This is a genomic window from Nisaea sp., assembly GCF_965216895.1.
Classification (GTDB): Bacteria; Pseudomonadota; Alphaproteobacteria; order Thalassobaculales; family Thalassobaculaceae; genus Nisaea.
Window position 1 is genome coordinate 2,813,183 of the sequence record NZ_OZ244205.1, and the last position, 18,015, is coordinate 2,831,197.

Sequence of the window (18,015 nt, forward strand, 5' to 3'; positions counted from 1 at the left end):
TCGGAGCCGGATCATGCAAGGGAGCGAAATCGCATGAAACTGATCTACTCGCCGGCCTCGCCGTATGTCCGCAAGGTCCTAGTCGCGCTGAAGGAACTCGGACTGGAGAACAAGGTCGAAAAGGTTCAGGTCACGACCTCCGTGGTCGACCAGAGCGACGTGCTGGCCGCCGCCAATCCGCTGACAAGGATCCCGACCCTGGTCATGGACAATGGCAAGCCACTCTACGATTCCCGGGTCATCACCCAGTATCTCGTCTCTCTCGTCCCGTCCTGCGGCTACTACCCGGAGAGCGGCGAGGCGCGCTGGGACGTGCTGCGGCTCGAGGCAACCGCCGAAGGCATGATGGATTCCGCCGTGAACGCCCGCTACGAGCGCGGCTTGCGGCCGGCGGAGAAACAGTGGGACGACTGGGTCGACGGCCAGATGAAGAAGGTCCACGGCGCGCTCAAGGCGCTGGACGGTGAGGCCGCCTCCTTCGGCGACGGCATCAATGCCGGAATCATCGCCGCCGCCTGCGCTTGCGGCTATCTCGACTTCCGCTACAAGGACATCGGCTGGCGCGAGAGCTATCCGGCGCTGGCCGCCTGGTACACGAGGTTCGCCGAACGCAAATCCATGCAGGAAACCCAGCCGCCGGCCTGATCCGATGAGCACCGCCGACTGGAAGGTCATCGTCGACAAACTCGGGATGCAGCCGCATCCCGAGGGCGGCTACTACTCCGAAACCTATCGCCACAGCCCCGCCGACGGCGGCCGCGGGACCGTGACCCAGATCTACTACCTGCTGCCGGTCGGTGAATGTTCCGCCTGGCACCGGGTCACCGACGCGACGGAGATCTGGCATTTCTACGCCGGCGCGCCGCTCGCCCTGACGCTCTCGCCGAACGGACACGATGCCGAGGCGCACCGCCTCGGCCCGGACGTGCTTGCGGGCGAGAAGCCCCATGTTGTGGTCCCGGAAGGCTGGTGGCAGACGGCGGAAAGTCTCGGCGAATGGACGCTGGTCGGCTGCACGGTGGCACCGGCCTTCGCATTTTCCGGTTTCGAAATGGCTCCGCCGGACTGGCGCCCGACCCCGCGGAAACCCGGCTAGACCTTCTCCACCACTCCCATTTTCAAGAGCCATGCCAGCGCCCGGAAGGTGCGCGCCGCCTCCGCGATCTGCGCCTCCGAGAGCGCCTGCTCCATGACCATCGGGCCTTGCTGGCGCATGGCGGCGACCAGCGCCCGGCCGTCGTCGAGACTGCGCCGGTCCATCGCCGCGATCGGCGAGGCCGCCAGCAGGTCGAGCAGCGTCTCCGCATCCTCGACGGGCCGTACGCCGAAGGGCGGCCGGATCGTTTCGCTTGCGAAACCGGCGAAGGTGGCGAAGGGATCGGCCATCTGCGGGACGTCGCGTCCCTCCTCGCCCGCATGGAAGGCACGGCGCTCGGCAAGCTCCTGCCAGAGCGCGTCATAGGCCTTCACGATCACCCGCCAGTCATAGACCTCGCGGGCACGTTTCGCGGCCGCCTCCCCCATTGCGCGGGCCTTGCCGGGCGCCTCCGCGACGGCCGTCAGCGCCTCGACGGTCTTCGGAATGTCGACCGCCACATGCTGCGCGACCAGTCCCATATGAACGTCGTAATCGTGCTCCCCCGAGACATGGCGCCAGGCATACTCGTATCCGGCACCCGGCGGCGGCAGCAGCGTCGGCACGCGCATCCCGGTCTCGCCGTCGACCACGGTGTCGCGGTAGCCGTCCCAGTCGCTGACCACAGCCGGCAGCCCTGCCGCCATCGCCTCCACCGGCGTGATGCCGAAGCTCTCCTGCGCGTTGTCCACGAGCGAAATGAAGGCATCCGCAGCCGAGAGAACCGCCGCCTTGACCGCGTCCTCGCGGGCGTCGGCCTTGATCACGGAGATCTCGGGTGCGATGGCCTTCGCCGCCGCGTCGAACGCCGCCTCGCTCTCGGAATTGTAGTACCAGCCGGCCTCGATCAGCGTGATCGCACGCCCGGTCCGCCGCGCAAGCAGGCTCAGCGCCCGGTAGAGCGGGATCGGATGCGCCTTGGTGTGATAGCTGAGACGCCCCAGGTAGAGCAGAACGAAACCGTCCTCGGCGATCCCCTCGGCGCTCCGGAACGCGCGCCCCGGTTCTTCGCCGATGCCCGCGAGAGCGGCCGTATCGACGCCAAGCGGGATCACCGGAAGCTGCGGCTGAAACTTCGGCTTCCCGCCCGTGATCGGCCCGAGGGCCTCGACGTATTCCGCCGCAAGAGACTGCACCAGCGTCTTGATTGCTTCCGAAGTACAGATCAAGGCGTCCCAGGAGGCCATCGGCGCGGTCACCATCTCGCGCACCGCGTCCTGCGCCCGGGTCGAGGCCATGGCATGGGTCACGCCCGACAGACTGTAGCGTCCGCGCCCGAGAAGCTGGCGGTGCCAGGCCCGCTTCGCCAGCGCCGGCCCCGGCATGAAGAGACCGCCCGCTTCCATGAGCGCCCGAGGCTGGGCGGCGGAGAGGTGGCGCAGCGTCCGCCCGGTCGGGAAATCCGCCCGGAACTGTTCGAAATCGGCGGGCAGGGCATGGATGGGGACCTCGCCCGGCGCGCCATGCTCCAGATAGGCTTTCAGAAACCCGGAATTGGCGACCTGGCGGCCGACCAGCCGGGCCGCGTCGCCCGCCTCCGGGGCGTAATGGAGAGCGGTGCGGGCGATCATGAGGGATCCTCCACGAGTGGCAATGGAGAGGGCTTCGGCCTGAAGATCATGTCTTTCGAGGCAAGCACCGCGCCGCCGACGATCAGCAGGCAGGCCAACGCAACGACGAAGGTAAAGGGAGCAAGTCCGACCAGGATCAGCAGCAGGGTCGAGAGTAGCGGTGCGGCATAGGAGGACGCGCCGAGTGCCTGGATGTCGCCCCGCTTCACGCCGTAGTCCCAGGTGAAGAAGGCGCCGCCGACCGGCCCGAGGCCAAGCAGCAGCACCGCCGCCCATTCAAGCGTGCCGTCCGGCCAGACCGTCTGCTCGAACGCAAGGTGACAGACCGCCCCGAGCACGGCCGTGACGGCGCAGAAGCCGCCGACGGCCTCGGTCGGAACCGACCCGAAACGGCGCGAGAGCACCGAGTAGCTCGACCAGGTGAGGGCGCAGACGCAGGCCGCGAGATAGCCGAAGGAATAGCGCGGGTCGAGTTCCAGGGTCTCGCCGCGGGTCACCAGCAGGGCCGCGCCGCCCAGTCCCAGCACGGCGCCGGCGATGTGGAACCAGCGCAGCCGCTCGCCCGGCAGCAGCGCGGAGAACACCACGATCAGCAATGGCCAGAGATAGGCGATCAGACCCGCCTCGACGGCAGGCGCATTCCTGAGCGCGAGAAAATAGAAGAAATGATAACCGAACAGTCCGCCGACCCCGAGCAGCCAGACCAGCGGCGGCTGGCGCATATAGGCGAGCGGATTCTGCCCCCGCACCAGCCAGAAACCGCAGGCGATCACGGTGGCGACAAGGAAGCACATCGCGAGCAGCTGGAACGGCGGCACCTTGCCCGAGAGCGCGGTGAAGAGCGCCAGCGTCGCCCACATCAGGACGGCGGAGAATCCGATCGCGGTCGCCCGCAACCGGGCCTTGCTCTGCTCCATCGTCAGACTTCCCTCCGCGCCTTGAGCGCCTGGGTCAGTGTCCCGTCATCGAGGTAATCGAGCTCGCCGCCAACCGGCACGCCGCGGGCAAGGCGAGTGATCGAGATTCCGGTGCCGGCGAGGCGGTCGGAGATATAATGCGCCGTGGTCTGACCGTCGACGGTCGCATCCATGGCGAGGATGATCTCCTTTACCTCCGGCGCCCGCGCCCGGGTGACGAGAGTTTCGATATTGAGATCTTCCGGCCCGACCCCGTCGAGCGCGGAGAGCAGGCCGCCGAGCACGTGATAGCGGCCGGAAAAGGCGGCTGCCCGTTCCAGCGCCCAGACGTCGCCGACATCCTCGACCACACAGACGACCGCCCCGTCGCGCTGTTCGTCGCGGCAGATGTGGCAGGGATCGGACGCATCGAGATTGCCGCAGACGGAGCAGTCCGTGACCGCCTCCGCCGCATCGCCGAGCGCGTCGGCGAGCGGGCGCATCAACGTCTCGCGCTTGCGCAGGAGATGCAGCACCGCCCGGCGCGCGGAGCGGGGACCGAGTCCCGGCAGCTTCGCCAGGTAATGCATCACGCGATCGAGTTCATCCATACCGGACGCCGCCTGCCGCCGCGAGGATCAGAACGGCAGCTTGAAGCCGGGAGGCAGCGGCAGGCCGCCGGTCAGCTTCTGCATCTCCTCCTGCATCTTTTCGTCCGCCTTCGTCTTGGCGTCGTTGGCGGCCGCGAGGATCAGATCCTCCAGCACTTCCGTATCCGACGGATCGACAAGAGACGGATCGATCTTGATCGCCTTCATCTCGCCCTTGCCGGTCATGCGGACCGTCACCATGCCGGCGCCGCTGGAGCCTTCGACTTCCAGCTCCTGCAGCTGCGCCTGCATTTCCTGCATGCGCTCCTGCATCTGCTGGACCTGTTTCATCATGTTGCCGAGATTCTTCATCTGGTCATGCCTCGTTTGCCTGGCTGTCCTCGTCCGGGTAGGACGCCGCTTCCGGTGCCGCGTCTTCCATCTCGCGCACGAGCGGTCTGATGGCTTCTATCGTGCTTTCGGGGAAGGCTTCAAGCACGGCAGCCACGACCGGATGCTCGGAGATGGATTTGCGTTTCGCCGCCTCAGCGTTCGCCTTGCGCTCGGCCAGCGTGTGGATCTCCTCGTCGCCCGGCGCGGCGTCGCTCGCCTCGACATGCCAGGGAATACCGGTCCATTCCTTCAGCTTCGCCGCAACCTGCGCCGAAAGGGTTTCCGGCGCGCCGGGATCAAGGATCAGCTCGAGGTGACCGCGCGAGACCGACACCGGCCGAACGGACCGGCTCAGCGTCGCGTGCAGCACCGCTTCCCGGTGCTCCTCGAAGAGCGCGACGACCCCCTCGAAGGTGTCGGGGATCTCCGGTGCGGACTGCGGTTCCGGCCCCGAGGAGGGAGCGGGCGGAGCCGCCCCGGGCGTGGATTCTTGAACAGCTGCGGACGGAGGCGGAGGCATCGTCGCCACCGGCTCCGGTCGGGGATCCGCCATCCTGTTTTCCGCGGCCGCCGGCTGGCGGGTCGGGGCCGCGTCAGGCTTTCCCGATTTTATCGCCTTCACCAGCTCGCCCGGTGGCGGCAGATCGGCGGTATAGGCAAGCCGGATCAGCACCATCTCGAGCGCGGCAAGCGTAGAGGGCGCGTTCTGGACCTCGCCGAGGCCCTTCATCAGCATCTGCCAGGTGCGCGCCAGCACCGGCAGCGGGAGCTTGTCGGCAAACGCGACGCCGCGGGTCCGTTCCAGCTCCGAGGCACCCTCGAGCGCCGAGTCGCGCGCCGTCTTCAGCCGGGTGATCAGGTGTGTGAGGTCCAGCAGGTCCTGCAGCATCACCACCGGATCGGCCCCGGAGGCATACATCGCGCGCACGTCGCCGAGCGCGTCTGCCGTCTTCCCGCCCATCACCTTCTCGAACAGGTCGAAGATCAGCGCCCGGTCGGCAAGGCCCAGCATCTCCTGCACCTGCACGGCCGCGATCCGCCCATCGGAGAGCGCCATGGCCTGGTCGAGGATCGAGAGTCCGTCGCGGGCGGAGCCGTCGGCCGCGCGGGAAATCAGCGCAAGCGCCTCCTCGTCCGCCTCGATCCCTTCCTTGCCGCAGATCGTGCCGAACAGCTCCATCAGCTCGGAAACGTCGAAGCGGCGGAGATCGAAGCGCTGGCAGCGCGACAGCACGGTGATCGGCACCTTGCGGATCTCGGTGGTCGCGAAGATGAACTTCACATGCTCGGGCGGCTCCTCCAGCGTCTTCAGGAGCGCGTTGAAGGCGTTGCGCGAAAGCATGTGCACTTCGTCGATGATGTAGACCTTGTAGCGCGCCGAGACCGGCTTGTAGCGCACCCCGTCGATGATCTCGCGGATATCGTCGACGCCGGTGCGCGAGGCCGCATCCATCTCCATCACGTCGACATGGCGGTCCTCGGTAATGGCCCGGCAGGGATCGCACTGGCCGCAGGGCGTGACGGTCGGCCCCCCGGAGCCGTCCGGGCCGATGCAGTTGAGCCCCTTGGCAATGATCCGTGCCGTCGTCGTCTTGCCGACGCCGCGCACCCCGGTCAGCACGAAAGCATGGGCGAGCCGTCCGGAGGCGAGCGCGTTCCGGAGCGTGCGCACCAGCGCGTCCTGGCCCTTCAGGTCGTCCAGCGTCTGCGGGCGGTACTTGCGCGCGAGCACGCGATACTCGCCCGGCGCCTCTTGGGTCTGGGGAGGTGTCAGATCATCCATGCGGGGATCATAGGGGAGTGACGAGGGACAGGGAAGCAACCCGGCCACTCCAGGCGACAACAATCCTGCAACCGGCGGCAGAGCGCTCCAAGACCCGATCCGTTCGAGCGGCTTCAGACCTCCTGTGCGGGCCTGCCGAATGCCTGAAGAATCCATTTGCGCACCGAATCGCGGGCCGCGCTCGGTTCCTGTCCGCCCGGACGGACGAGCCAGTAGCCGAAACTGGCCGGCATCTCGATGTCGAAAGGGGCGACGATCCGGCCGGCTTCCAGCTCCCGGGCCGTCAGCACGGACCGTCCGAGGAAAACGGCCTGATGACCGAGCACGCCGTTCAGCGCCGCCGTGTCGTCGCTGAAGCTGGGGCCCGACGGAACAGCGTCGACCGCGACACCGGCCGCCGCGAACCAGTCGGACCAGCCTTCCTCGATATCCGGATGAATCAGCGTCGCCTTCAAGAGGTCGGACGGCTGCTCGATGCCGATGCGCCGCGCATAATCGGGGGTACAGACAGGCCGGACTGTCTCCGAAGCCAGGAATTCCGAGACGAGACCGGGCCAGTTTCCCGGACCGTAACGGACCGCGAGATCGATCCCTTCCGCCTCGAACGACACCAGATGGCGCGAGGCGGAGACCCGCAGATCAATCTCCGGGTGCGCTTTCGCGAATTCCTCAAGCCGCGGCGCCAGCCAGAGCGCCGCGACCGACGGCAGCATGGAGAGGGTGACGACATTGGACAGGCCTTCCACCGCGCGGCAGGCCGCCACGCCCGCCCGCAGGTCGGCGAATGCCCGGGCAGCGCGCTCGAACAGAACCTCCCCGGCACGCGTAAGTGCAATCTGTGGACCGGCGCGCGCGAATAAGGGCACGCCGAGCCGCTTTTCCAGCTCGCCGATCTGCCGGCTGACCGCGCTTTGCGTGATACCGAGCGCGTCTCCCGCCTGCGTGAAGTTCGCATGACGCGCGGCGGCCTCGAAAACCTGCAGGCTGCGCACCGGTATGCGATGAAGAATATCATGATTAAATCTCATGATAACACGCGCTCTTTCTCATTTTTTCGGGTCACGTTACCTCTTTAGCATGATCGTAGTGCAGCTTTGGAGAGTTCGCTATGGGACATGCCCGATCCGCCGTCTCGGGGATCCGCCGAGGACTTCCGGATCTTCCGCTTCCGGTCTGGATGGCGCTGATCACGCTTGCGACCGGCCTCGCCGGCGGCATGGGTCCCCCCGAGCTCATCGCTCGCTTCAACACCGGCTTCGGTTTGGCGCTTGGAGAATTCACGCTGATCCTCCTGCCGTCTTTCACCCTCGCCGCGGCAATGGAAGAGTACGCCCTCGCTCAGGACGGTCGTCTCGCGGTCGCTGCAGCCCCGGTCACGGGCGCCGGAATGGTATGCCCCGACACAGCATTCGCGTCTCTCGCGCCGATCGCGGGCCGGCGAAAGCTCGACGTCGCCTTCGGCGCCTATACCGGTTTCAAACTGCTCTACCCCGCGGGTCCCCTGATTGTGGCGACCGGGCTCGGGGTCGCAAACGATGACATCGTCCTTACCGGGATTCTGCTGGCCCTGCCGGTCTGGTTCTTCGGGCTGATCTGGCGACGGCTCCTGGAAAGGGATCTCCCGGACAGCCCGCCGGAAACGCGGTTGGCCGCCGGGTCAGCCACGCTCGTACCGATGATTCCGTTTTGCCTCCTGGCGATGTTGCTGATCCTCGGCTCGCTCCCCGGTATCCCCGCCCCGCCCTTCGCCGGTTTCATCTGCACTCCAAAAGGCGCGCTTCTTGCCGCCGCAGTCCTGGCGCTCGTCCTGCTCGCACCGACGAACCGGCGGGCGTGCCTCGACCGTGCGGTCCGGCGGACCGGCGCACTCCTGCTTCTGATCGGATGCGCCTCAGCCTTCGGAACCGTGCTGACCGACGTTCTGCCCTTTACCGCCGTCCTCCCCGGGAGCACCGGAGCCGTCGGGCTGCTCGGACTCTTCCTGCTGAGCGCCGCGTTCAAGGTGATGCAGGGCTCCAGCATGGCAACCTTCGCAGCCGTCGCCCCGGTCGCCGCTCCGGCAGTCGCCGAACTCGGTCTGCCCGGCGTCGCGGCGGTCTTCGCGATCTGCCTCGGCTCCTTCATCGCCATTCTTCCCAACGACAGCTTCTACTGGATCGTCCGGACCACATGCTTCGCGGACGGACGGAACCGCAGCATCGCGATCCTGACCGCAGGGTCGGTCCTTCAGGGCGCGGTCGGGTTTCTCTGCCTGCTGGCATTTATATGGAGCGGATGCGTATGAACCACCTTCTTGTTCGCGACGCCGAGGCGGATGACATTCCGCGGATCGCCGAAATTTACCGGCCCCATGTCCTGACCGGCACCGCGACCTTCGAGGAGGTCCCGCCGGACGATGGCGAAATGGCGCGGCGTCTCGAAGCGGTCCGCGCGTCCGGCCACTTCTGGCTCTGTGCCGAACTGGAGGGGACTATTGTCGGCTATGCCTACGCGACGCAGCACAAGGCGCGCTCGGCCTACCGTTTCACGGCGGAGGACTCGATCTATCTCGCGCCGGAGATGAGGGGCAAAGGCGTCGGAACGCGACTGCTCACAGAGATCGTCCGACGCGCAACCAAGGCCGGCTTCCGGGAAATGCTCGCGGTGATCGGCGACAGTAACAACGCCGGGTCCATCGGCCTGCACAGCAAGCTCGGCTTCCGGCAGATAGGCATCGCGCGGGGGATCGGCTGGAAATTCGGACAGCCGGTCGACGTGGCCTACATGCAGCGCAGCCTCGCCGCGCCGGAGGGTCGGGCGATCGATCTCAAATGATCGGAATAACGGAAATTTAGGTGGAAGACTGGGAAGCGACCCGAACCGAAACTCGTTACGGCTGCTTCCTTCCGGACCTGACCGGATTGGCGAGGAGCTCGTCCGTCCCAGCCTTCCGAGGGTTCTATATCGGGGGAACGGGACGCAATGCAAGGGGAGTCGAACGATTCAGGCGCCGATCACATCGCCGTGAGCGCTCCGGGGCCCTCTCCCAACCGGTTGAAACGTCCCCACATGTTGTCTGGCTTAAACAGCATCGCGGGACCGTGCCATGGGTCGTTTATTGCTTCTTGCCTGTCTTCTATTCGGGGTCGGCGCCTGTAATGGCGGATATGGCTCCAGCGGAGAAAAGATCATCTGGGCGGAGGAGCGCAACGCCGGCCGCTAGGCAGGCTTAATCGCCGCCGATCGCGCGAAACGCGCCCTCGGACCAGACAAGTGCCTTCACGCAACTGCGGAGGTTGGTGCCGCCGCAGCGGGAGCCGTGTACCTGGAGCAGCAGGACCGGCAGGTGGCCAAGCCGGACAAGTTTCCAGCCCTTCGACATCTCTTCGGTCACACTTTCGCCGACCACAAGGAAGAGTCGGCACCCGCCGGTGCCGCCGCAAAACAGGGTGCGCGAAGACGAGCAGGACAGGTCCCGCCCGTCGATCACCTCATCGGGCCGGCCGTCGCCGGTCAGGTCGAGCCGCTGGATGGCGTCGGCTTCCAGGGTCAGCAATCCACCATCGATCGCCGCGCATTCCGCCTGCACGGCCTCGACCACGGCATCGGTCCCGCTGCCGGCCAAAGTGATTCTGCCCGGAATCAGGAGCAGGCAGAACGCGATGAGAAGACCGCTCCGGAACATACAGGCTCCCTTGCGTTGTCGACCTGCCCCGGTCCTGCATCCGGCTCCGGGCAGAACCGGGGCGATTCCGTATTCAGCCCCCCGTCGGCTCCAGCGTCTCGCCGTTCCGCTCTTCCCAATACTGGATCGCAGCGGAATGGTCGCTGCCCGGATGGGCCTCGTTGAAGTCCTTCCAGATACCGGTCAGCAGCTTCAGGATCGGCATGTCCTGGCCCTGGGCCTCGGCGAGGCCGGCGGCGATGCCGACATCCTTGGTCATCAGCGCGGTGGCGAAGCCGGCGTCGAACTTGCGGGTCAGCACCGAAGGCTTGAACTTGGTCTCCGTATTGTTGCTCCTCCCGGTCGAGACATTGATGACATCGATCATCACGCTCGGGTCGAGCCCGAACTTGGCGCCGACCAGGATCGCCTCGTTGGTCGCGCTGAGCGCAATCGCCGAGAGATAATTGTTGAGGCACTTCATCGCATGCCCGGAGCCGAGCGGGCCGGTACGGATCACCACCCGGCTCATCGGCTCCATGATCGCCTCCGCCGCATCCAGCGCCGCCGCGTCGCCGCCGCCGAGCATGATGGCGAGCGAGCCTTCCTCGGCCCGCCATGTACCGCCGGAAACCGGAGCATCGCAGAGCGCGATGCCTTTTTCCTGCAAGGCGGCCCCGAGTTCCACCGTGCCGGTCGGCTCGGACGAACTCATGTCGATCGCGATGGCACCCTGTTTCATGCCCTTCGAGGCATTGTCCGCGCCGTCGAGCAGCGCCGCGCGCGCCGCCTTGCCGTCCGGCACCATGGTGACGACGATATCCGAGGCCGCGCCGAGCGCCTCCAGGCTGGGCGCCACCTCGCCGCCGATCTCACCCGCGAATCGCTGGGAAACCTCCGGTCTGAGGTCGAACACACGCACATCGTAGCCAGCCTGGACCATGTGTCGGGCCATCGGCCAGCCCATCATGCCGAGACCGATCCAGCCGATCACCGGCTTGCTGTCGCCGCTCATCGCTCAGACTCCCCGCTCGTCGAAAACCTCACGGGCGATCTTGAAGGCGGTCAGCGCGGCCGGGAAACCGGCATAGGTGGCAACCTGGAGAAAGATTTCCGCGATCTCTGCCTTGCTGACACCGTTGTTCAGGGCGCCGACGAGATGCACCCGCAGTTCATGCTCCTTGCCCATGGCGGCGAGCATGCCGAGATTCAGCATCGAGCGGGTCTTCAGTTCCAGCCCGTCGCGGCCCCAGCAGGCGCCCCACGCATGCTTGGTGACATAATCCTGGAAGATCATGTCGAACTCGTCCGCCGATTCGAACCGTTTCTCGACATAGTCCGCGCCCAGTACCTGCTTGCGCTTCTTCAGACCTTCCTCGAACAGCTGGTCCAGATCCATCGGGTCCTCCTCCCTCGGGTTTCACACTTTGCCCACGAGACTAGTCAGCGGAAAACGGCGTGACCAGCGGCCCCTCGGAACGAGCCGGGGTCGCATATGGCAAGAGCGGGTCAGTCCATGCCCGCGCCGGCGGCACGGATCAGCGCGCGGTAGAGCCGCTGCTGGGAACGGTTGAAGACCAGGAATTCCGGATGCCACTGCACACCGAAGAAGAGCTGCCCGTTCACGCTCTCGATCCCCTGCACCATGCCGCGCCTGTCATGGGCGGAGACCCGGAGTCCCTCGCCGACCCGGTCGACCGACTGATGGTGAATGCTGTTCACGCGGCACCAGGAGACGCCGAGCATCTCGCGGAGCCGGGTGCCCTCGTCGATCTCGATACGCTTCACCGGCAGCGGCGTGCGCCGGGCGCGGGTGCCCGGATAGGCCTTGGAAATCTCCTCGTGCAGGGTTCCGCCGAAATAGACATTCAGGATCTGCGCCCCACGGCAGATCCCGAGCACCGGACGCCGGCCGTCCCTGAAACGGTCGAGCAGATCGAGTTCGAAGGCATCACGCTCCTCGTCGATGCCTTCCTCGAGCGCGACCTCGCCGCCATAGAGCGTGGGATGCAGGTCGCTGCCGCCGCCGATGATCAGCCCGTCCAGCGCCTCCGCGTCGAGCGGGCGTCCCGGTCCGAGGCGCACACCGCGTCCTCCGGCCCGCCAGACCGCGAGATGGTGAAAGGCAAGCGGGATCCTGCCGGTATGTTTCGAGGTCGAAATGCCGATGAGAGGCCGCGCGGACGAACTCATTTGAGACCGAGATACCGTTGAAGACGGGCGCCGAGACCGCGGTCCCGATTGAGGAACTCCCGCATGGCGGCGTGCAGCCGGTCCTTGTCCTCGGCCAGGTCCTCGATCGCAATCCAGCGGTTCCATTCGGTCACCGCCGACCAGTCCGGGTCGCCGAGATCGGCGTTCGGAAGCCGGTAATGGTAGGTCGGCCGGGGCTTCACCAGCGCGTCCGAGATCTGCGCCTTCACGCGGTCCGGGTCGAGATGGGCGAAGAGCGGCAGCATGTCGAGTTCGCGGTTTCTCGTCGGGTTCATCTCCAGATAATCGTCAATCATGCCGGAAAGGTCCGCCGGATAATCCAGTGCGCAGATCTTGCTCGCATATTCGTCCGGAAACGGGGCCGCATGGGGCAGGACCCAGCGCGTCAGGTCCATGTCGACCTTCTCGTGCAGGCCCTCGGCCATCACCATGTAGGCGCGCAGGGTGTCGAGGATCTCTGCGGCGGAGCCGGTGGCGACCTCGACGTTCAGATGCAGCCCGAAGGCATAGAGCGGACTCTCGCGCGTCCCGAGCGCGCCGTGCCGCCGCAGCACCTCGAAAGCGGCATTGAGCTCTCCAAGCTTGGACCAGGCGATGGGCGGGAAAACGATCTCGACCGGTACCAGGCCGGTCAGGGCGTCGCCCAGCCGGGCCCGCACCTTGTCGGAGATATCGAGCACGTCGAGAAAGCCGAACTTCTCCGCCTCGCCGTCCTCCCGCTCCTCGTCCTTGCGATGCACGTACTGGACGTCGAGTTCGATCGTCGCCTCGCCCCAGTCCGGATGCTTCAGGACATTGCGATGCGCATCCAACTGTTCCACCGTGCCGCCGAATTCGTCGTGCAGGTGTCGCGCGGTCTCCTCGACCGTGAGGCCGGCAAATTCCAGCTCGACGCCGACCCGCCGCTCCTCTCCGTCTCCGTTAACGCGCCGGGGCGGCGCCTTCGGCTGCTGCATCCTTGTCAGTCCTTTCAGGATGGGTATCGTCAGCGGTCCTCGTAGACGATCTTGACCACCTCGACCTGTTGCGGTCCGCGCGGCGTGCGCACGTCGACGACGTCGCCGACTTCGGCCTTGAGCAACGCGCGCGCAACCGGCGATATCCAGCTGACCTCGCCGCGCTCCAGATCCGCCTCGTCGACACCGACGATCCGGACCGTCCGTTCGTTGTCCTCCTCATCCGCGTAGGTCACGGTCGCGCCGAAAAAGACCTTGTCCTTGTTCGGCTGCTGCGTCGGTTCGACGATCTCCGCCGCCTCCAGCCGTTTCAGCAAAAAGCGCATGCGCCGGTCGATCTCTCGCAGCCGTTTCTTGCCGTAGATATAATCTCCGTTCTCCGAGCGGTCGCCGTTGCCAGCCGCCCAGGAGACGATCTCGACGACTTTCGGCCGCTCGTCGCGGCGCAGATACTTCAATTCGTCCTGCAGCGCCTTGAAGCCGCGCGGCGTGATGTAGTTCTTGACGCCCTTCGGGGAAGGATCGGGGACCTCGTCCTCGTCCTCGAATTCCGCGTCGCTTTCCTTGACGAAGGCCTTGCTCATTTCTCGGCAACTCTGCTCCTCGGGCCGGAAGAGTGTAGCAGACCTTTACGTTTCGGAAGCACCGGCGGATTGCCAGGATCGACGTGGTCATGCGCTAATTGTCCCGGGTACCCATCTGGTAGCGGACCGGGACAATGCAAAGCAAGAAACAGATCCATGTCGTCGGATGTCATGCGGCGGGCGAGGTCGGCGACGTGATCGTCGGCGGTGTCGCGCCGCCGCCGGGCGCGACGCTCTGGGAGCAATCCCGCTGGATCGCGGAGCACGGGGAACTGCGCGATTTCCTGCTGAACGAACCCCGCGGTGGCGTATTCCGGCACGTAAACCTTCTGGTCCCGCCGATGGACCCGCGCGCCGCCATGGGCTGGATCATCATGGAACCGATACACACGCCGCCGATGTCCGGATCGAATTCGATCTGTGTCTCGACCGTCCTGCTCGAGACCGGGATCGTGCCGATGGAAGAACCGGTGACGCGCTTTTGCCTGGAGGCGCCGGGCGGGCTCGTCACGGTCGAGGCGGCTTGCCGGAACGGCAGGGCGGAGAGCATCACCGTTCGCAATCATCCGTCCTTCGCGGCCGCAATCGAGGCGCCACTGGAGGTTGAGGGACATGGAATCCTCACCGTCTCGACGGCTTATGGCGGGGACAGTTTCGTGATTGTCGACGCGGAGGCGCTTGGCTTCGCCATACGCCCCGACGAGGGGCGGGATCTCGCCGAGCTCGGCGCCAGGCTGACTCGCGCCGCGACCGAGCAGATCGGCTTCAGCCACCCGACGAACCCGGACTGGAGGCACATTTCCTTCTGTCTCTTCGCCGGGGCCCTGGAGAAAGCGGGCGACGGTTTCAGGACCCGGCATGCCGTCGCCATCGAGCCCGGAAAGATCGACCGCTCACCGACCGGCACGGCGATCTCCGCCCGCATGGCACTGCTCAGGGCGGCCGGGCGCATGGGTGTGGGCGAGCGGCTGACCGCCCGCTCGATCATCGAGTCCGAGTTTTCGGGACGGATCGAGGCGGAGAGTAATATCGGCGGCATTCCCGCCATTATTCCCTCGATCACCGGCAGCGCCTGGATCACCGGCACCTACCAGTACCTGCTGGACCCGGCCGACCCGTGGCCGCGGGGCTACCGGGTCGCAGACACCTGGCCATCCGGTTTCCCGTCCCGGGATTCATCGGGAGAACCGTGATCTCAGCTCGGACAAACGAGCGTCAGCCGCTCTTCTCTGAGGGCTTGGTCGCGGTTTCCAGCGTGTGGCGCAGACGTTCAATACGGCTGGCGGACAGCCGATAGGCCCACTGCGACAACCTCTCCTGATGGGAATCGGCGAAGGATTTGGCTTCCTCCGTCGCATCCGGCGCGACATTGATGGAGAAATGGGTCCAGGTCTGCACGTTGCCGTCCTCGCCCGGAACCTCGGCGAAATCGACAATGACGGTCAGCCCGCTTCTCGTCTGGTAGATCGCGTTCCCGAGCGACGGCTCGAACGCCATCCCGGTTATCGAGCGCACCTCCTCGAAACTCAGCTTCGCCAGCCCGTCCGTGATCTCGTTCAGGGTGTAGAAGGTCGCAAATTCGCGGTCTTCCGGCATGTTCACCAGTTCGAACGGCTTCTCGCCCTCGCCGGTGCGGCGCACCTCCAGAACCTTCCCGTCCGGCCCGGTCAGGTGGATTTCCTGGACCCGGTCGGCGCCGATATCGATCACCGTATTGTCGGCCCAGGACGCGGCCCGCTGGACATCGTCCACCCTGCCGAGCGCAAGCCAGGACCGCGCCTCGTTTCCGGGGCGGATATAGACCATGGGCGCCCCCGTCCCGTCGGTCCGCTCGTTGCCGATCAGGACATCCGCCAGCACCCCGCCCTCGCGGCCCAGCAGCCGGACGCGGGTGGCTTCGGACCCGGCTTCCTCCACATCCGCGACGCCAAGTCGCCCGTAGCGCCCGGGATCCGCGGTCTTCGCCTCGACCAGCTTCAGCTCCGCGAGGGACAGGACGAAATCCCGGACCCGGCCGGTATCGGCCGGATAGCCACCCTGCTCGAGAATGCGCCAGATACCGTCCTCGCGGGCGACCGTGACCTGTTCGACGGCGCCGTCCCGGTTCCACGACATCTCGATCCTGGCGATATCGGGGATACCGTCCGCCAGGCCCGGGAAGGCCCGCGTATCCTTGAGCGCGGTCACGGTGGCGTCCTGACGGACGAGAACGGCGACGACCGCGCCCAACACGAAGACGGCGGTCACGGCGGCAAGGCGCCCGAGGGTGCGCAGGTTCAGCATCGGTGCCTCCCTAGCCTGCCTGACTTTGTACACGGCGGCGGCGGACCGCCCTCCAGAAGGCGAGCAGCAGCGCCAGGAGCGTCACCAGGATCGGCACCAGGGCGATGTTGTAGAACCAGAGATCGCTCTCCAGACGGTCCACATTCTCGCGCACCGAGCGCTGCACGGCCCGGAGTTCGCTCCGGATCCGGAGGATCTCCTGCCGATAGCGTTCGATCTCGGCCCGCTCCTCGTCGGAAACAATCGCGGCCGCCCCTTCCGGCATGCCGCGGCGCAGTTCGTCGAACCGTTGTTCGGTCTCTGCCAGGGTCTTCTGCAACCGCTCTTCCTGGGCGGCAAATTCCGACTCCGCCTCGCGCTCGATCTGGTCGAGCACCTCGAACGGCCGGGCGGTTGAGCCGCGCCCGCGCAGTCCAAGCAGTGACGAACTGCCGGAAAGGGCATCAAGTGCATTCAGCACGAAATCGCCGTTGCCGGAGACCGGAACCGGAACCCGGCGGCCGAAGAACTGCTGCACCTGGACCCAGAAACGGTCCGCAAGGATGTCGCTGTCCGCCACCACGATGACATCGAGCGGTGCGGTAGACTCCGTCAGCACCGTCGGGAACTGCGCCTTGTAGGCGGCGATTGCCTCGGCGCTCTGTGCCTCCTCGCCTTCCGCCGGCTTCAGCTCGGGAGGACCGTCCGGAAAGGCGGAGGTGATCTTCTCCGCGGTCAGACGGGCCGCGAGCACGAAAGCGTCCGGTCCGGGGGTATAATTTCGCAGCAGTGTCCGGGGCGTGCGCATCCCCTTCACCTGCTCCGCGTCCAGCTCCATGGAGCCGAGCGAGGTCGAGACCAGCGGGGTCATCTTCACCGCCGCGTCGTCCGCGAGCGCGATATGACCGGCACTGGCGACGGCGATACTGTCCACGTTGGTGGTGATCGGCGAGCCCTTGTCGATGTTGCCGCCGCGCAACTCGAGCCACGCGACATAGTCGACGAGCTGCTGGCCCTGGCCCGGCTGCACCTTGCGGGCGGTCAGCCGGTCGGCCGCGATCTTCGTCGGGTCGTAGGAGACGCCCCAATGCCTGAAAAGGTCCGGTAGATCGCTCGAATCCGGCGCGCTCCGGCCGAAGAACTGGGCCTGTCCACCTTCCGCTTCCGAATAGGGGTCGACCAGGATCAGCGCCTTGCCGCCGCCCAGAACGAACTGATCGATCGCGAACTGGGCCTTCGGACCGAGCTCTCCCGGATGCGCGAGCATCAGCACCGTAACATCGTCCGGCACCTTTTCGAGATCGGCATCGAGATAGCGGGTCTCGTAGGTCGCCCCGATCTGGTCGGCGATGATGTAGGGCGGTACCGGGGTCTGCTGGCCCATCGCGTTCATCCGCACCGTGCCGTTCATCGGCAGGCTGGTGACAATCCCGACCACGGTGCGCTTGGTCGTCGCGAGGGCGTAGATCAGCCGCGAAATGTCGTATTCGAGAAAAGTCTCGCGCTCGGGCTGCAGGAAGGGGATGACCTCCCGATCATCGGTCAGATTGGTGCCCGCGATTCCGAAAAAGACCTGCTCACCGCCTTCCTGCAACGGAATCTGTTGCAGTCCGTCGGCGACCGCCCGATCCTCAAGCTCGGTGAAGGGCTGCGGATCGTAGATCTCGACCTTGATCTTGCCGCCAGAGCGGGCCTCGTACTCACCGAGCAGATCACGCACCCGGCCGGCATAGATGCCGTAGAACGGCACGTTCCGTCCCAACGCCTGGGAATAGTAGAACTTCAGCGTGACCGGTTCCTCGATCGTCTCGATCAGCTCTTCCGTCGCGTCCGATAGGGAGTAGAGCCCTTCCTCGGTCAGGTCGAGGCGGGTCGAGGTCAGCAGGCTCGAACTCAGCACGTTGAGAGCAAGAAACAGGACCAGCAGCAAGGCCAGCGCCGTGACCGCGATACGGCCCTGGGTGAAGAGGGTCTGGAGCGCGCGCATC

General features: G+C 66.1%; 19 protein-coding genes and 1 other RNA gene. 5 read left to right on the forward strand and 15 right to left on the reverse strand.

Going from position 1 to position 18,015, the window contains the following annotated elements; translation table 11 throughout:
* Window positions 1-33: 33 nt before the first annotated feature.
* Both ACOOE1_RS13580 and ACOOE1_RS13585 read left to right on the forward strand, forming a co-directional pair.
* Entirely contained in the window at window positions 34-645 is a 612-nt protein-coding gene (locus ACOOE1_RS13580) for a glutathione S-transferase (protein ID WP_420402734.1), read from the forward strand.
* Window positions 646-649: 4 nt separating this feature from the next.
* The gene (locus tag ACOOE1_RS13585; RefSeq protein ID WP_420402735.1) at window positions 650-1,096 is read left to right on the forward strand and encodes a cupin domain-containing protein; all 447 of its coding nucleotides are present in this window, start codon (window positions 650-652) and stop codon (window positions 1,094-1,096) included.
* Here ACOOE1_RS13585 and ACOOE1_RS13590 read toward each other — a convergent pair.
* The 6 genes from ACOOE1_RS13590 to ACOOE1_RS13615 form a co-directional block, all read right to left on the reverse strand.
* The gene (locus tag ACOOE1_RS13590) at window positions 1,093-2,706 is read right to left on the reverse strand and encodes a glycosyltransferase family 4 protein (RefSeq protein ID WP_420402736.1); all 1,614 of its coding nucleotides are present in this window, start codon (window positions 2,704-2,706) and stop codon (window positions 1,093-1,095) included. The genes ACOOE1_RS13585 and ACOOE1_RS13590 overlap by 4 nt on opposite strands.
* Window positions 2,703-3,623: a DMT family transporter gene (locus ACOOE1_RS13595; RefSeq protein WP_420402737.1), complete on the reverse strand. Its 921-nt coding sequence runs from the start codon at window positions 3,621-3,623 to the stop codon at window positions 2,703-2,705. Before ACOOE1_RS13595 ends, ACOOE1_RS13590 begins: the two co-directional genes overlap by 4 nt.
* Window positions 3,624-3,625: 2 nt before the next feature.
* Complete coding sequence (gene recR, locus ACOOE1_RS13600) at window positions 3,626-4,213, reverse strand: recombination mediator RecR (RefSeq protein WP_420402738.1); 588 nt, start codon at window positions 4,211-4,213, stop codon at window positions 3,626-3,628.
* A 27-nt stretch (window positions 4,214-4,240) separates the two neighbouring features.
* On the reverse strand, window positions 4,241-4,564 hold the full coding sequence (locus tag ACOOE1_RS13605) for a YbaB/EbfC family nucleoid-associated protein (RefSeq protein WP_420402739.1): 324 nt from the start codon (window positions 4,562-4,564) through the stop codon (window positions 4,241-4,243).
* Window positions 4,565-4,568: 4 nt separating this feature from the next.
* A complete protein-coding gene (locus ACOOE1_RS13610; protein WP_420402740.1) occupies window positions 4,569-6,368 on the reverse strand; it encodes a DNA polymerase III subunit gamma/tau in 1,800 nt (599 codons plus the stop codon).
* A 113-nt stretch (window positions 6,369-6,481) separates the two neighbouring features.
* Entirely contained in the window at window positions 6,482-7,396 is a 915-nt protein-coding gene (locus ACOOE1_RS13615; protein ID WP_420402741.1) for a LysR substrate-binding domain-containing protein, read from the reverse strand.
* Window positions 7,397-7,476: 80 nt separating this feature from the next.
* Between ACOOE1_RS13615 and ACOOE1_RS13620 the strand changes: the two genes are divergently transcribed.
* Window positions 7,477-8,652 carry a hypothetical protein gene (locus ACOOE1_RS13620; protein WP_420402742.1) on the forward strand — a complete coding sequence of 392 codons (1,176 nt, stop codon included), beginning with the start codon at window positions 7,477-7,479 and terminating at the stop codon, window positions 8,650-8,652.
* Complete coding sequence (locus ACOOE1_RS13625) at window positions 8,649-9,182, forward strand: GNAT family N-acetyltransferase (RefSeq protein WP_420402743.1); 534 nt, start codon at window positions 8,649-8,651, stop codon at window positions 9,180-9,182. Before ACOOE1_RS13620 ends, ACOOE1_RS13625 begins: the two co-directional genes overlap by 4 nt.
* Window positions 9,183-9,201: 19 nt before the next feature.
* Here ACOOE1_RS13625 and ffs read toward each other — a convergent pair.
* From ffs to greB, 7 genes are all read right to left on the reverse strand, one after another.
* Window positions 9,202-9,299: signal recognition particle sRNA small type (ffs, locus tag ACOOE1_RS13630), an RNA gene on the reverse strand.
* A 277-nt stretch (window positions 9,300-9,576) separates the two neighbouring features.
* On the reverse strand, window positions 9,577-10,032 hold the full coding sequence (locus ACOOE1_RS13635; protein WP_420402744.1) for a hypothetical protein: 456 nt from the start codon (window positions 10,030-10,032) through the stop codon (window positions 9,577-9,579).
* Window positions 10,033-10,105: 73 nt separating this feature from the next.
* Complete coding sequence (locus tag ACOOE1_RS13640) at window positions 10,106-11,026, reverse strand: NAD(P)-dependent oxidoreductase (protein ID WP_420402745.1); 921 nt, start codon at window positions 11,024-11,026, stop codon at window positions 10,106-10,108.
* Between the two features lie 3 nt (window positions 11,027-11,029).
* The gene (locus tag ACOOE1_RS13645; protein WP_420402746.1) at window positions 11,030-11,410 is read right to left on the reverse strand and encodes a carboxymuconolactone decarboxylase family protein; all 381 of its coding nucleotides are present in this window, start codon (window positions 11,408-11,410) and stop codon (window positions 11,030-11,032) included.
* Between the two features lie 110 nt (window positions 11,411-11,520).
* Window positions 11,521-12,204, reverse strand: coding sequence for a gamma-glutamyl-gamma-aminobutyrate hydrolase family protein (locus ACOOE1_RS13650; RefSeq protein ID WP_420402747.1), 684 nt, complete (start codon window positions 12,202-12,204; stop codon window positions 11,521-11,523).
* The gene (locus ACOOE1_RS13655) at window positions 12,201-13,181 is read right to left on the reverse strand and encodes an amidoligase family protein (protein WP_420402748.1); all 981 of its coding nucleotides are present in this window, start codon (window positions 13,179-13,181) and stop codon (window positions 12,201-12,203) included. Before ACOOE1_RS13655 ends, ACOOE1_RS13650 begins: the two co-directional genes overlap by 4 nt.
* Window positions 13,182-13,210: 29 nt before the next feature.
* Window positions 13,211-13,765 carry a transcription elongation factor GreB gene (gene greB, locus ACOOE1_RS13660; RefSeq protein WP_420402749.1) on the reverse strand — a complete coding sequence of 185 codons (555 nt, stop codon included), beginning with the start codon at window positions 13,763-13,765 and terminating at the stop codon, window positions 13,211-13,213.
* 134 nt (window positions 13,766-13,899) lie between these two features.
* Here greB and ACOOE1_RS13665 point away from each other — a divergent pair, with 134 nt between their 5' ends.
* The gene (locus ACOOE1_RS13665; RefSeq protein WP_420402750.1) at window positions 13,900-14,958 is read left to right on the forward strand and encodes a trans-3-hydroxy-L-proline dehydratase; all 1,059 of its coding nucleotides are present in this window, start codon (window positions 13,900-13,902) and stop codon (window positions 14,956-14,958) included.
* Between the two features lie 22 nt (window positions 14,959-14,980).
* On the opposite strand, the gene ACOOE1_RS13670 is transcribed toward ACOOE1_RS13665, so the two are convergent.
* On the reverse strand, window positions 14,981-16,048 hold the full coding sequence (locus tag ACOOE1_RS13670) for a DUF4340 domain-containing protein (RefSeq protein ID WP_420402751.1): 1,068 nt from the start codon (window positions 16,046-16,048) through the stop codon (window positions 14,981-14,983).
* Between the two features lie 10 nt (window positions 16,049-16,058).
* A complete protein-coding gene (locus ACOOE1_RS13675) occupies window positions 16,059-18,014 on the reverse strand; it encodes a Gldg family protein (RefSeq protein WP_420402752.1) in 1,956 nt (651 codons plus the stop codon).
* Between the last annotated feature and the right edge of the window lies 1 nt (window position 18,015).